This is a genomic window from Kineosporiaceae bacterium (assembly GCA_016713225.1).
In the GTDB taxonomy this organism is placed as follows: domain Bacteria; phylum Actinomycetota; class Actinomycetes; order Actinomycetales; family Kineosporiaceae; genus JADJPO01.
The window spans coordinates 782079-796046 of record JADJPO010000002.1; the positions used below are offsets into that span (position 1 = coordinate 782079).

At 69.4% G+C, this 13968-nt stretch carries 12 protein-coding genes; all 12 read left to right on the forward strand.

Annotated features, from left to right (window positions below; genetic code table 11):
* The first annotated feature begins 3 nt into the window (after positions 1-3).
* The 12 genes from IPK24_09510 (at position 4) to IPK24_09565 (ending at position 13904) form a co-directional block, all read left to right on the forward strand.
* The gene (locus IPK24_09510; protein MBK8075787.1) at positions 4-558 is read left to right on the forward strand and encodes an NADH-quinone oxidoreductase subunit B; all 555 of its coding nucleotides are present in this window, start codon (positions 4-6) and stop codon (positions 556-558) included.
* Positions 555-1289: an NADH-quinone oxidoreductase subunit C gene (locus tag IPK24_09515; GenBank protein ID MBK8075788.1), complete on the forward strand. Its 735-nt coding sequence runs from the start codon at positions 555-557 to the stop codon at positions 1287-1289. The genes IPK24_09510 and IPK24_09515 overlap by 4 nt, the downstream gene beginning before the upstream one ends.
* Positions 1289-2653, forward strand: a complete 1365-nt coding sequence (locus tag IPK24_09520; protein ID MBK8075789.1) for an NADH-quinone oxidoreductase subunit D — start codon at positions 1289-1291, stop codon at positions 2651-2653. Before IPK24_09515 ends, IPK24_09520 begins: the two co-directional genes overlap by 1 nt.
* The gene (gene nuoE / locus IPK24_09525; GenBank protein ID MBK8075790.1) at positions 2653-3321 is read left to right on the forward strand and encodes an NADH-quinone oxidoreductase subunit NuoE; all 669 of its coding nucleotides are present in this window, start codon (positions 2653-2655) and stop codon (positions 3319-3321) included. The genes IPK24_09520 and nuoE overlap by 1 nt, the downstream gene beginning before the upstream one ends.
* 62 nt (positions 3322-3383) lie before the next feature.
* Positions 3384-4631: an NADH-quinone oxidoreductase subunit NuoF gene (nuoF, locus tag IPK24_09530; protein MBK8075791.1), complete on the forward strand. Its 1248-nt coding sequence runs from the start codon at positions 3384-3386 to the stop codon at positions 4629-4631.
* Complete coding sequence (locus IPK24_09535; protein ID MBK8075792.1) at positions 4628-7195, forward strand: NADH-quinone oxidoreductase subunit G; 2568 nt, start codon at positions 4628-4630, stop codon at positions 7193-7195. The genes nuoF and IPK24_09535 overlap by 4 nt, the downstream gene beginning before the upstream one ends.
* Positions 7196-7197: 2 nt before the next feature.
* The gene (gene nuoH / locus IPK24_09540; GenBank protein MBK8075793.1) at positions 7198-8601 is read left to right on the forward strand and encodes an NADH-quinone oxidoreductase subunit NuoH; all 1404 of its coding nucleotides are present in this window, start codon (positions 7198-7200) and stop codon (positions 8599-8601) included.
* Positions 8579-9235: an NADH-quinone oxidoreductase subunit NuoI gene (gene nuoI / locus IPK24_09545; GenBank protein MBK8075794.1), complete on the forward strand. Its 657-nt coding sequence runs from the start codon at positions 8579-8581 to the stop codon at positions 9233-9235. Before nuoH ends, nuoI begins: the two co-directional genes overlap by 23 nt.
* A complete protein-coding gene (locus IPK24_09550) occupies positions 9232-10062 on the forward strand; it encodes an NADH-quinone oxidoreductase subunit J (GenBank protein ID MBK8075795.1) in 831 nt (276 codons plus the stop codon). Before nuoI ends, IPK24_09550 begins: the two co-directional genes overlap by 4 nt.
* A 7-nt stretch (positions 10063-10069) precedes the next feature.
* Complete coding sequence (gene nuoK, locus IPK24_09555) at positions 10070-10369, forward strand: NADH-quinone oxidoreductase subunit NuoK (GenBank protein MBK8075796.1); 300 nt, start codon at positions 10070-10072, stop codon at positions 10367-10369.
* Between the two features lie 70 nt (positions 10370-10439).
* On the forward strand, positions 10440-12323 hold the full coding sequence (nuoL, locus tag IPK24_09560) for an NADH-quinone oxidoreductase subunit L (protein ID MBK8075797.1): 1884 nt from the start codon (positions 10440-10442) through the stop codon (positions 12321-12323).
* 45 nt (positions 12324-12368) lie between these two features.
* Entirely contained in the window at positions 12369-13904 is a 1536-nt protein-coding gene (locus IPK24_09565; protein ID MBK8075798.1) for an NADH-quinone oxidoreductase subunit M, read from the forward strand.
* The last annotated feature ends 64 nt before the right edge of the window (positions 13905-13968 follow it).

The following is a 13968-nucleotide window of genomic DNA, read 5'->3' on the forward strand; positions in this document are numbered from 1 at the left end:
CGAATGGGAATCGAGGAGAAGCTGCCCAGCGGCTTCCTGCTGACGACGGTCGAGGTGCTGGCCGGATACATGCGCAAGAGTTCGCTGTGGCCGGCAACCTTCGGTCTGGCCTGCTGTGCCATCGAGATGATGGCCACCGGTGGTCCCAAGTACGACCTGGCCCGCTTCGGCATGGAGGTCTTCCGGGCCTCGCCCCGCCAGGCCGACCTGATGATCGTCGCCGGTCGGGTGAGTCAGAAGATGGCCCCGGTGATGCGGCAGATCTACGACCAGATGGTCGAGCCCAAGTGGGTGCTGTCGATGGGCGCGTGTGCGTCGTCCGGCGGCATGTTCAACAACTACGCGATCCTGCAGGGTTGCGATCACATCGTCCCGGTCGACATCTACCTGCCGGGCTGTCCGCCGCGGCCCGAGATGTTGATGAACGCCATCCTCACGCTGCACGACAAGATCCAGGCCATGCCGCTGGGCGTGAACCGGGTCGAGGCGGCCCGGGCCGCCGAGGAGGCCGCGATGGCCGCCGTGCCCACCTCCCACATGAAGGGTCTGCTGCGGTGAGCGACCAGACCGCTGACACCACCCCGAACAGCGCTGCCGGCGCGACGCCAGGTGTACCGGCAACCACCGACGCCACGGCCGAGGTGATCGACACCCGCACCGGCATGTTCGGCGTCCACGGGTCGGGTGACACCTCCGGCTACGGCGGTCTGGTGCGCACCGTGACGATGCCGGCGCCCTCGCCGCGGCCGTACGGCTCCTACTTCGACGAGGTCACCGACCGGCTGGTCACCGTGCTCGGTGAGCAGGCTGCCGGCCAGGCGGTCGAGAAGGTGATCGTCGACCGCGACGAGCTCTCGCTGCACGTGCGCCGCGAGCACCTGCTCGCCGTCCTCGCCGCGCTGCGCGACGACCCCGACCTGCGGTTCGAGATGTGCGTCAGCGTCAGCGGCGTCCACTATCCGCACGATGTCGGGCGCGAGCTGCACGGGCTGTACCACCTGCTCTCGATCACCCACAACCGTCGCGTCCGGCTCGAGGTCACCTGCCCGGACGCCGACCCGCACCTGCCCTCGGCGGTCGACCTCTACCCGACCGCGGACTGGCACGAGCGGGAGGTCTGGGACTTCTTCGGGATCATCTTCGACGGCCACCCGGCGCTCACTCGGATCGAGATGCCGGACGACTGGCCCGGTCACCCGCAGCGCAAGGACTACCCGCTGGGTGGCATCCCGGTGGAATACAAGGGTGCGAGTATCCCGCCGCCCGACACGAGGAGGTCGTACAGCTGATGAGCCAGACCGCTCAGCACGACCCCGTTCACGCCACCGGCGGTGCGGGTGACGAGGCGAACGACGGCGACGCCCGGGTGTTCAACGCCTCCGGCGGCGACTGGAGCGAGATCGCCGAGGAGGCCGCGAGCCTCGGCGAGGAGCGCATCGTCGTCAACATGGGTCCGCAGCACCCCTCGACCCACGGCGTGCTCCGGCTGATCCTCGAGATCGACGGCGAGACGGTGACCGAGGCCCGCTGCGGCATCGGCTACCTGCACACCGGCATCGAGAAGAACATGGAGTTCCGCACCTGGACCCAGGGCGTGACCTTCTGCACCCGCATGGACTACCTCACCCCGCTCTTCCAGGAGACGGCGTACTGCCTCGGGGTCGAGAAGTTGCTCGGCATCACGGACGACGTCCCCGAGCGGGCCAGTGTCATCCGGGTGATGATGATGGAGCTGAACCGGGTCGCCTCGCACCTGGTGGCGCTGGCCACCGGCGGCATGGAGATCGGCGCGCTGACGGTGATGACCGTCGGGTTCCGCGAGCGCGAGCGGGTGCTGCAGCTGTTCGAGCTGATCACCGGCCTGCGCATGAACCACGCCTACATCCGCCCGGGTGGCCTGGCACAGGACATCCCGCCCGGCGCCCTCGACCGGGTCCGCGTGACGCTGCCCGACCTGTACCGCGGCATCTCCGACATCGAGAAGCTGTCGAACGAGAACCCGATCGTGCGGGGCCGCCTGGTCGATGTCGGCTACCTCGACCTGACCGGGTGCATCGCGCTGGGCATCACCGGCCCGGTGCTGCGCTCGACCGGCCTGCCGCACGACCTGCGCAAGTCGGAGCCGTACTGCGGCTACGAGACCTACGACTTCGAGGTGCCGACCTGGGACACCTGTGACGCCTACGGCCGGCTGCGGATCCGCATCGAGGAGATGAAGCAGTCGCTGCGGATCGTCGAGCAGTGTGTCGACCGGTTGGTGGCGATGGACGGTCAGCCGGTGATAGTCGGCGACGCGAAGATCGCCTGGCCGGCGCAGCTCGCCGTCGGCGGCGACGGGATGGGCAACAGCCTCAACCACATCCGCGAGATCATGGGCAGCTCCATGGAGGCCCTGATCCACCACTTCAAGCTGGTCACCGAGGGCTTCCGGGTGCCGGCCGGTCAGGTGTACTCGGCGGTCGAGTCGGCCCGCGGCGAGCTCGCCTGTCACCTGGTCTCGGATGGCGGCACCCGGCCGTACCGGGCGCACTTCCGTGACCCGTCGTTCGTCAACCTGCAGGCCGTGGCCGCCGTGTGCGAGGGATCGCAGATCGCCGACGTGATCGCCGCCGTGGCCTCTCTGGACCCCGTCATGGGAGGCGTGGACCGCTGATGTCGATCTCAGCCGAGGCCAGGGAACGGCTCGTCGCCGATGCCCAGGCGATCATCGCCCGGTACCCGGTGCCGCGCTCGGCGCTGTTGCCGATGCTGCACCTGGTGCAGAGCGAAGAAGGCTTCGTCAGCTCCGACGGCATCGCGTTCTGCGCCGAGCAGCTCGACCTGACCACCGCGCAGGTCGCGGCCGTGGCCACCTTCTACTCCCAGTACAAGCGCAACCCCAACGGCACCTACACCGTCGGGGTGTGCACCAACACGCTGTGCGCGGTGATGGGTGGCGACGCCATCTTCGACGAACTGGCCGAGCACCTGGGCGTCGGTCACGACCAGACCACGCCGGACGGCGCGATCACCCTCGAACGGGTCGAGTGCAACGCGGCCTGCGACTACGCGCCGGTGGTGATGGTCAACTGGGAGTTCTTCGACAACCAGACGCCCACCACCGCCAAGAACCTGGTCGACGAACTGCGCGCGGGCCGCGACGTCGCGCCGACCCGCGGCGCCGCCAAGGTCTGCAGCTTCAAAGAGGTCTCCCGGGTGCTGGCCGGCTTCCCGGACGGGCGCGCGAACGAAGGGGTGCAGGGCGGCGGGCCGACGCTCGAGGGCACCCTGCTCGCCCAGCGCAGCAACTGGACGGCGCCGCCGGCCACCAAGGAGGGCTAGTCGTGGCGACCACGTTGACCCCGGTGCTGTCAGCACACTGGGACGAGCGCGACTCCTTCACCATGGCCGCCTACGAGCGGCACGGTGGGTATTCCGCATTGCGCAAGGCGTTGACCATGGACCCCTCCGCGGTGATCACCGAGGTGAAGGACTCCGGGCTGCGCGGTCGCGGCGGGGCCGGCTTCCCCACCGGTATGAAGTGGTCCTTCCTGCCCAAGCCCGACGGCGGACCGCGCTATCTCGTGGTCAACGCCGACGAGTCCGAGCCGGGCACCTGCAAGGACATCCCCTTGATGCTCGCCAACCCCCAGGCGCTCATCGAGGGCGTGATCATCACCAGCTACGCCATCGGGTGTCACAAGGCCTTCATCTACCTGCGCGGTGAGGTGGTGCACGTCTACCGCCGGCTGTTGAACGCGGTCGCCGAGGCGAAGGCCAAGGGTTACCTCGGCGACAACATCCTCGGCTCGGGCTTCGACCTCGACGTCGTCGTCCACGCCGGCGCCGGCGCCTACATCTGTGGTGAGGAGACCGCGCTGCTCGACTCGCTCGAGGGACGGCGCGGACAGCCGCGGCTGAAGCCGCCGTTCCCGGCCGTCGCGGGGCTGTACGCCCGCCCCACGGTGATCAACAACGTGGAGTCCATCGCCAGCGTGCCGTCGATCGTCACCGGCGGATCCGAGTGGTTCAAGTCGATGGGCACCGAGCGCTCGACCGGTTTCGGGTTCTTCTCGCTGTCCGGTCACGTCACCCGGCCCGGCCAGTACGAGGCCCCGCTGGGCATCACGCTGCGCGAGCTGCTGGCCATGGCCGGCGGGGTCCGCGGTGGGCACCAGCTGAAGTTCTGGACGCCGGGCGGCTCCTCGACGCCGCTGTTCACCGAGGAGCACCTCGACACCCCGCTGGACTTCGAGTCGGTGGGGGCCGCGGGCTCGATGCTCGGCACCCGGGCGCTGCAGATCTTCGACGAGACCACCTGCGTGGTGCGGGCGGTCGAGCGGTGGATCGAGTTCTACAAGCACGAGTCCTGCGGCAAGTGCACGCCGTGTCGCGAGGGCAACTACTGGATGGTCCAGGTGCTGCACCGGCTGGAGCGCGGCCAGGGCACCAAGGAGGACCTCGACACCCTGCTCGATGTGTGTGACAACCTGCTGGGCCGCTCGTTCTGCGCCCTCGGGGACGGCGCGACCAGCCCGGTGACGTCGTCCATCAAGTACTTCCGGGACGAGTACCTCCGCCATGTGACCGAGGGCGGTTGCCCGTTCGATCCCGCTCGGTCCGCCCTCTTCCAGGGAGCGAACGCCCGATGACCGTGACTGCCAACTCCTCCGGTCAGCCGCAGGCAGCAGCGCCGGACCTGGTCACGCTGACCATCGACGACGCCCAGGTGAGCGTGCCCAAGGGCACGCTGATCATCCGGGCCGCCGAGCAGCTGGGGATCGCCATCCCGCGGTTCTGCGACCACCCGGCCCTCGCCCCGGCCGGCGCCTGCCGCCAGTGCCTGGTCGAAGTGGCCACCCCCGGCCCGGACGGCACGTTGCGTCCGATGCCCAAGCCGCAGGCATCCTGCGCCATGGAGTGCTCACCCGGCATGGTGGTGCGTACCCAGCAGACCTCGCCGGTGGCCGAGAAGGCGCAGCGCGGGATCATGGAGTTCCTGCTGGTCAACCACCCGCTGGACTGCCCGGTCTGTGACAAGGGCGGCGAGTGCCCGTTGCAGAACCAGGCGCTGGCCAACGGGCGCAGCGAGTCCCGGTTCGTCGACGTCAAGCGCACCTTCGCCAAGCCGATCCGGATCTCGACCCAGGTGCTGCTCGACCGCGAGCGGTGCATCCTGTGTCAGCGCTGCACGCGGTTCTCGGAGGAGATCGCCGGCGACCCGTTCATCGACCTGCAGATGCGCGGCGCGAACCAGCAGATCGGGACCTTCTCGCCCGAGGTGCTGGGCTTCACCACCACCGGCGATGCGGCCATCACCGAGAGCGGCCAGCCGTTCGCCAGCTACTTCTCGGGCAACACGGTGCAGATCTGCCCCGTGGGTGCCCTCACCGGCGCCGCCTATCGGTTCCGGGCACGGCCGTTCGACCTGGTCTCCTCGGCCGGCGTGTGCGAGCACTGCGCCAGCGGGTGCGCGTTGCGGGTCGACCACCGGCGGGGCGCCGTGACCCGCCGCCTCGCCCTCGAGGACCCCGCGGTCAACGAGGACTGGAACTGCGACAAGGGCCGCTGGGCCTTCACTTGGACCACCGCTCCGGACCGGCTCGAGCACCCGATGGTGCGCGACGACGAGACCGGCGAGCTGCGGGTCGCCTCCTGGCCGGAGGCGCTGGACGTCGCCGCCCGGGGACTGGCCGCGGCGGCCGCGAACGGCGGGGTCGGCGTCCTGGTGGGTGGTCGGGTGACCGTCGAGGACGCCTACGCCTACGGCAAGTTCGCCCGGGTTGCGATGCACACCAACGACATCGACATGCGGGCCCGCCCGCACTCGGTCGAGGAGGCGCACTTCCTGGCGCACGCCGTGGCCGGCCGGGCGATGGGCCCGACCTACCGCGAACTCGAGACCGCCCCGGCCGTGCTGCTGCTCGGGTTCGAGCCCGAGGAGGAGTCGCCGATCGTCTTCCTGCGGCTGCGCAAGGCGGCGACCACGCGTGCCGGCGCCAAGCTCGCGGTGTTCTCGGTGGCGCCCTGGGCGAGCCGGGGGCTGACCAAGCTGAACGGACGGCTGGTGATGTCGGCGCCGGGCACCGAGACCGAGGTGATCTCGGCGATCGCCGGTGCCGGTCAGGCGGCCGGAGCCGAGGTGCCGCAGGCGGTCGCGGACGCCGGACAGGCGTTGCGCAGCCTGGGCGCGGTGATCCTGGTGGGCGAGCGGCTGGCCGCCGTCCCCGGGGCGTTGACCGCGGCCCTCGACCTGGCCAAGGCGACCGGGGCGCGACTGGCCTGGGTGCCGCGTCGTGCCGGGGAGCGTGGCGCGGTCGAGGCCGGTGCGCTGCCGAACCTGATGCCCGGTGGCCGTCCGGTGAACGACCCGACCGCGCGCGTCGACCTGGCCGCGGCCTGGGGGGTCGACGGGCTGCCGACCACGGTCGGGCGCGACACCACCGGGATCGTCACCGCCGCCGCCCGTGGTGAGCTGGCCGGCCTGGTGGTCGGCGGTGTCGACCCCCGCGACCTGCCCCGCCCCGATCTGGCCCGCAAGGCGCTGGACACGGTCGGCTTCCTGGTCAGCCTCGAGGTGCGCAGCAGCGAGGTGACCCAGCGCGCCGACGTGGTGTTGCCGGTGGCGCCGGTCACCGAGAAGGCGGGCACCTTCGTGAACTGGGAGGGCCGGTGGCGGCCGTTCGAGCCCGCGCTGCCCGGCAACGCCCTGGCCGACTTCCGGGTGCTCGAGATGGTGGCCGACGCGATGGGCGTCGTCCTCGGGTTGCGCAGCATCGAGCAGGTACGCAGCGAGATCGCCTCGCTGGACACCTGGGACGGCCTGCACGCGCCGTCCCCGATGGCTCCGGCAGGCACCCCGCCGGCCCCGGCCGCCGGGACCGCGGCGCTGGCCACCTGGGCACTGCTGCTGGACGCGGGCCGCGGCCAGGACGGCGAGGCGCACCTGGCCGGTACCGCCCACCGGGCCGTGGCGCGGATGTCCGCCGCCACTGCCGCCGAGGCGGGCGTGAGCGACGGAGGCGATGTCATCGTCTCGACCGATGCAGGGTGGATCACCGTGCCGGTGGTGATCACCGAGATGCCGGACCGGGTGGTGTGGTTGCCGACCAACTCGCCCGGCTGCACCGTGCGGGCCGACCTGGGCGCCGACACCGGCGCCGTGGTGTCCCTTCGACCAGTGGCCGCGACCGCGGGGACGGGTGAGCAGGCATGAGCATGCTGAGCGCAGCGGTGACGGCGGAGGGCCTGACGGCAGAAGGTCCTGCCGTCGACTTCAGTCAGGACAACGGCTGGGTGGTGTTCGGGAAGGCGCTGTTCATCTTCGTCTTCCTGGTGGTGCTCACCCTGCTGACCATCTGGGGCGAGCGCCGCGTCGTGGCGCGGATGCAGTCGCGACCCGGCCCCAACCGCACCGGTCCGTTCGGGTTGATCCAGGGTCTGGCCGACGGGGTGAAGCTGGCTCTGAAGGAAGACATCATCCCGAAGGCGGTCGACCGGCTCGTCTTCATCCTGGCGCCGATCATCTCGGCGGTCACCTGCTTCATCTCGTTCTCGGTGATCCCGTTCGGCCCCGAGGCGCGGATCCCGTTCACCGACATCGTCACCCCGCTGCAGCTGACCGACCTGCCGATCGCCGTGCTGTTCATGCTGGCCGTCGCCGCCGTCGGCGTCTACGGCATCCTGTTGGCCGGCTGGTCGTCCGGCTCGACCTATCCGCTGCTGGGTGGGTTGCGATCCTCGGCTCAGGTGATCTCGTACGAGATCGCGATGGGGCTGGCGCTGATCAGCGTGTTCCTCTACTCCGGGTCGATGTCGACCTCGGCCATCGTCGAGGCCCAGGCGAACGGGGCCGAGCGGTTCGGGCTGACCATGCCGTCCTGGTTCATCGTGCAGTTGCCGGTGGCGTTCGTGATCTACGTGATCGCCATGGTCGGCGAGACCAACCGGGCACCGTTCGACCTGCCCGAGGCCGAGGGCGAGCTGGTCGGTGGCTTCCACACCGAGTACTCCTCGCTCAAGTTCGCCCTGTTCTTCCTCGCCGAGTACGTCAACATGATCACCGTCTCGGCGATCGCCACCACGTTGTTCCTCGGTGGCTGGCGGGCACCGTGGCCGCTGTCGGCCATCGGTGGCGGCATGTTGAACGAGGGCTGGTGGCCGATGCTCTGGTTCATCGCCAAGCTGCTCGGCTTCATCTTCTTCTTCATCTGGCTGCGCGGCACGCTGCCGCGGTTGCGCTACGACCAGTTCATGCGCTTCGGCTGGAAGGTGCTGATCCCGGTCGCGCTGGTCTGGATCGTGGCGGTCTCGTTCTGGCGTGCCGCGAACTCGGCCTCGGTGGGGGCGACCGGCGTCCAGCGGTTGGTGCTGCTCGGGATCGGTGCCGCGCTGCTGGTGGTGATCTTCGGTGCGCTGCTCACCGCGGTCGACCGCGCCGAGCGACGCGACGCCGCCCGCCATGTCACCCCGGAGGACGAGGTCGATCCGTTCGCCGGTGGCTTCCCGGTGCCGGCCCTGCCCGGCCAGCGGCTGATCCGCAGCAACGGCCGTGACGACGACGAGCTCCGGCCGGCCCTGGCCGCCGCGGGTGAGGCAGATGAGGAGGTTCACGGTGGCTGATCGCACCACAGGCGGCCAGGGTGCTGCCGACCCGCGCGATCGCGGGGGGTGGCTGTCCGCCATCGCCGGCTTCGGCGTCACCTTCATGGAGATGTTCCGCAAGCCGGTCACCGAGTACTACCCGGACGAGAAGGTCCCGACGCAGCCGCGATTCCACGGCCGGCATCAGCTCAACCGGCACCCGGACGGGCTGGAGAAGTGCATCGGGTGCGAGCTGTGCGCCTGGGCCTGTCCCGCGGATGCGATCTATGTCGAGGGCGCGGACAACACCGAGGAAGAGCGCTTCTCGCCGGGCGAGCGGTACGGCCGCGTCTATCAGATCAACTACCTGCGCTGCATCTTCTGCGGGCTCTGCATCGAGGCCTGCCCGACGCGGGCGCTGACCATGACCAACGAGTACGAGTTGGCCGGTCACACCCGCGGCGAGATGATCTACGAGAAGCAGGATCTGCTCGGGCCGCTGCTGGACGGCATGCTCGAGGCGCCCCACCCCATGGTGCCGGGTACCACCGAGCGCAACTACTACCAGGGCAGCGTCACCGGTGCCGTGGACGAGCAGCGTGAGTGGGTCTCGGCCCGGCGCGGTGCGGACGACGAGGACGCCGGCGAACGGCGCACGGAGGTGACCTCGTGAGCGGCGGCGAAACGGCCCTGTTCTGGGTGGTGGCACCCCTGATGGTGCTCGGCGGCCTCGGCCTGCTGCTGGCCAAGAAGGCGGTGCACGCGGCGCTCTGCATGGCCCTCGTGATGATCTGCCTGGGCATGGTCTATTTCGCGCAACAGGCGGCTTTCCTCGGGGCGGTGCAGATCTTCGTCTACACCGGCGCCGTGATGATGCTGTTCCTGTTCGTGTTGATGCTGGTCGGCGTCGACTCCTCCGATTCCCTGGTCGAGACCATCAGGGGGCAGCGGCTGGCCGCAGCCCTGCTGGGGGTGGGCCTGGTCGTGCTGCTGATCTCGGGACTGGCCGGGGTCACCTTCGCCAAGCCGGTGGGTTTGGGCGACGTCAACGCCGAGGGCAACCTCGGGGCCTTGGCCGGGGACATCTTCGGTGCGTACGTGTTCGCTTTCGAGGCCACCGGGGCGCTGCTGATCACCGCCGCTCTCGGGGCGATGATCCTGGCCCACCGCGAGCGGTTCGTGCCGCGGGAGACCCAGCGCGAGCAGTCCGTGCGCCGGATCCGCGAGGGCATCGTCAAGGCGCCGCTGCCGGCGCCCGGGGTCTTCGCCCGGCACAACGCGGTCGACACCCCGGCGCTGCTGCCCGACGGGACGCCGAGCGAGCTGTCGGTCTCGCGGGTGCTCACCGCGCGAGGTCAGATGCGCCCGACGTCCGAGCGTGCCGGCGAGGTCACCACGGTGCTCGCCGAGATCGAGGACCCGTTCGACCTGACGCCGTCCGAGCCGGACTCCGTGCCCGAGGCAGAGTCTGGGTCCGACGTCTCCGGGAAGGGTGAGTGAGCCGGCCGTGACTCTCGACTGGTGGTTGTACCTGTCGGCGGTGCTGTTCTCGATCGGGGCCACGACGGTCCTGGTCCGGCGCAACGCGATCATCGTGTTCATGGGTGTGGAGCTGATGCTCAACGCCACCAACCTCGCCTTCGTCACCTTCGCGCGGATGCACGGGGACATCAGCGGTCAGGTGATCGCGCTGTTCGTGATGCTGGTCGCGGCCGCCGAGGTCGTGGTCGGGCTGGCGATCATCATGACCATCTTCCGGACCCGCCGCTCGGCCTCGGTCGACGACGCCAACCTGCTGAAGTACTGAGAGGCGGATCGTGTCTCACCTACTGGCGGAAGGCACTTCGCGTGCGGCGATCGCCGCGGCCGAGGGTGCCCTGCAGCACAACGCCTGGTTGCTGGTCGCGCTGCCCCTGGCCGGTGCAGCCGTGCTGCTGCTCGGTGGCCGCAAGACCGATGCCTGGGGCCACTGGCTCGCCGTCCTGGCCTCGTGGGGTGCGTTCCTCTACGGCGCGTTGCTGTTCTTCGATCTGCGCGGGCTGGCCCCGGAGGAGCGGGTACGCGACCTGACCCTGTTCAGCTGGATGCCGACCGGTGGCTTCAATCTGGACGCCGGCCTGCTGCTCGACCCGCTGTCGATCGCGTTCGTGCTGCTGATCACGTTCGTCGGCTCGCTGATCCACGTCTACGCCGTGGCCTACATGGAGCATGATCACGACCGCCGCCGGTTCTTCGCCTACCTGAACCTGTTCGTGGCCTCGATGCTGCTGCTGGTGCTGGCGAACTCCTATGCCCTGCTCTACGTCGGCTGGGAGGGCGTCGGTCTGGCCTCCTACCTGCTGATCGGCTTCTGGAACCAGAACCCGGTCTACGCCACGGCGGCCAAGAAGGCGTTCGTGATGAACCGCGTCGGCGACTTCGGCCTGTCCGTCGCCATCATGATCATGTTCGCGACCTTCGGGACCGTCACCTATGCCCAGGTTCTGCCCAACGCCGCCGAGGGGTCCTCGACGGCGATGACCTGGATCGGTCTGGCCCTGTTGCTCGGCGCCTGCGGCAAGTCGGCGCAGTTCCCGCTGCAGGCCTGGCTCGGTGACGCGATGGCCGGCCCGACGCCGGTCTCGGCCCTGATCCACGCCGCGACCATGGTCACCGCCGGCGTCTACCTGGTGGTGCGCAGCGGCGCGATCTTCGAGGCCGCGCCCACCGCCCAGCTCGCCGTGGTGATCGTCGGTGCCATCACGTTGCTCTACGGGGCGACCGTCGGCTGCGCCAAGGACGACATCAAGAAGGCGCTCGCGGCGTCCACGATGAGCCAGATCGGGTACATGATGCTGGCCGCCGGGCTGGGCGGCATCGGCTACGTGTTCGCGATCATGCACCTGCTCACCCACGGCTTCTTCAAGGCCGGCATGTTCCTCGGCGCCGGTTCGGTGATGCACGGCATGAACGACTCGGTCGACATGCGCCGGTTCGGCAACCTGTCCGGGGCGATGAAGACCACCTGGCTGACCTTCGGCCTGGGCTGGCTGGCGATCCTCGGCGTCCCGCCGTTCTCCGGCTTCTTCAGCAAGGACGGCATCATCGAGACCGCCTTCGCCACCGGTGAGGGCTGGCGGCCCTGGGTCTTCGGCCTGGCCACGTTGATCGGTGCCGGGATCACCGCGTTCTACATGTCGCGGCTGTTCTTCATGACCTTCCAGGGCCGCAAGCGCTGGCCACAGGAGGCTCATCCGCACGAGTCGCCGACCCTGATGACCGCGCCGATGATCGTCCTGGCGCTCGGGTCGGTGTTCCTGGGTGGCTTCCTGTTCGTCGGCGGGCGGTTCCACGACTGGCTCGAACCGGTGACCGGTGCCGTCGAGGAGCACCACCCGGTGATCGCCAAGTACCCGTTGATGGCGCTGACCCTGGTCCTGGTCGCGTTCGGGGTGTTCCTGGCCTGGCGGCAGTACTGGCAGGCCGAGGTGCCGCAGACCGCGCCGCGGGGCACCTGGGCCACCCGCGCAGCGCGTCGCGATCTGTACCAGGACGACATCAACGAGGCGATCTTCATGCGCCCCGGCCAGTATCTGACCCGCTCGCTGGTCTTCACCGACAGCAAGGGCGTGGACGGCGCGGTCGGTGGCCTGGCAGCCGGCGTCGGTGGGCTGGGCGGGCGATTGCGTCGCTGGCAGTCCGGCATGGTGCGCTCGTACGCGGCGTCCATCCTGGGCGGCGTGGTCGTGGTGCTGCTCGGGGTGCTGGCGGTGCGGGTCTGATGGCGGGTCTGATGGCTGAGCTGGTGGAGAGAGGGAAGGTCTGACATGCCCTGGCTGACCATCATGGGTCTGCTGCCGCTGATCGGCGCGGTGATCGTCTGGGTGTTGCCCAACGGTCGCGATCAGGTCGCCCGCGTGGTGGCGCTCGCCATCTCGCTGGCGGTCTTCGTGCTCGGTCTGGCGATGGCGCTGCAATTCGACGTGAGCCACGCCGAGCGCTATCAGTTCGCCGAGAACCACTCCTGGATCCCTCAGATCGGCGCGAGCTACGCCGTGGGGGTCGACGGCATCGCCCTGGTGATGGTGCTGCTGTCGGCGATCCTGGTGCCCGTCTGCGTGCTCGCCGCGTGGAAGGACTACCGCGGCAACGCCGCGCGCAACTTCTTCGCGCTGGTGCTGGTGCTCGAGACGTTCATGATCGCCGTGTTCGCCGCCCGGGACGTGTTCCTGTTCTACGTGGTCTTCGAGGCCATGCTGATCCCGGTGTACTTCCTGATCGGGCAGTTCGGTGGCGCCCAGCGCCGCTACGCCGCGGTCAAGTTCCTGCTCTACAGCCTGTTCGGTGGCCTGATCATGCTGGTCGCCGTGATCGGGCTCTACCACCAGGGCCCCGGTGGGACGCAGGGGTTCTTGACCACGAACCTGACCGGTGTCTTCCCGGCCGACCTGGGTCTGAGCCCCGGGGCAGCCGAGCGGCTGATGTTCCTGGGCTTCTTCATCGCCTTCGCGGTGAAGGCACCGATGTGGCCGGTGCACACCTGGCTGCCGGACGCCGCGAGCGAGGCCCCGCCGTCGGTCGCCGTCCTGCTGGTCGGTGTGCTCGACAAGGTCGGCACCTTCGGGATGATCACGCTGTGCCTGCCGCTGTTCCCGAACGCCAGCCGCTGGGCCGCTCCGGTGATCATGGTGCTTGCTGTGATCTCGGTGCTCTACGGCGCGCTGCTGGCCATCGGGCAGAGCAACCTGATGCGCCTGATCGCCTACACCTCGATCTCGCACTTCGGGTTCATCGTGCTGGGTATCTTCGCGATGACCTCGACCGGCCAGTCCGGTTCGGCGCTGTACATGGTCAACCACGGGTTCTCGACCGCGGCGCTGTTCCTGGTCGCCGGCATGCTCATCAGCCGCCGCGGGTCGGCGGCGATCGGCGACTACGGCGGCCTGCAGCGCTCCACCCCGTTGCTGGCGGGCGCCTTCCTGCTCGCGGGTCTGTCCTCGCTGGCCCTGCCCGGGTTGTCGAGCTTCATCAGCGAGTTCCTGGTGCTGGTCGGGACCTTCCAGCGCTATCCGGTGGCCGCCGTGATCGCCACGCTCGGCATCATCCTGGCGGCGCTCTACATCCTGATCACCTACCAGCGGATGTTCACCGGCCCCAAGCAGGATTTCGCTGCCGGGTGGCGTGACCTCGACTCGCGCGAGCGGTGGGTGGTGGCGCCGCTGGTAGCGGTGATCATCGCGCTGGGCTTCTACCCCAAGCCGGTGCTCGACGTGCTCAACCCGGCCGTCGAACGCACCATGACGCAGGTACAGCAGGTCGATCCCGCACCGGCTGTTCAGATCGCTGAAGGAGCCACGCCGTGACCTCGCTGGTGTCCGTCCCCGTCGCGGCCGCGTTCACCGCGCCGTCGGTGGACTACGTCGCCGT

Excerpts from the sequence above, each read along its gene's own strand:
- IPK24_09510 (MBK8075787.1), top strand. The coding sequence starts at position 4 with ATGGGAATCGAGGAGAAGCTGCCCAGCGGCTTCCTGCTGACGACGGTC.
- IPK24_09520 (MBK8075789.1), top strand. The coding sequence starts at position 1,289 with ATGAGCCAGACCGCTCAGCACGACCCCGTTCACGCCACCGGCGGTGCG.
- nuoE (MBK8075790.1), top strand. The coding sequence starts at position 2,653 with ATGTCGATCTCAGCCGAGGCCAGGGAACGGCTCGTCGCCGATGCCCAG.
- nuoF (MBK8075791.1), top strand. The coding sequence starts at position 3,384 with ATGGCCGCCTACGAGCGGCACGGTGGGTATTCCGCATTGCGCAAGGCG.
- IPK24_09535 (MBK8075792.1), top strand. The coding sequence starts at position 4,628 with ATGACCGTGACTGCCAACTCCTCCGGTCAGCCGCAGGCAGCAGCGCCG.
- nuoH (MBK8075793.1), top strand. The coding sequence starts at position 7,198 with ATGCTGAGCGCAGCGGTGACGGCGGAGGGCCTGACGGCAGAAGGTCCT.
- nuoI (MBK8075794.1), top strand. The coding sequence starts at position 8,579 with ATGAGGAGGTTCACGGTGGCTGATCGCACCACAGGCGGCCAGGGTGCT.
- IPK24_09565 (MBK8075798.1), top strand. The coding sequence starts at position 12,369 with ATGCCCTGGCTGACCATCATGGGTCTGCTGCCGCTGATCGGCGCGGTG.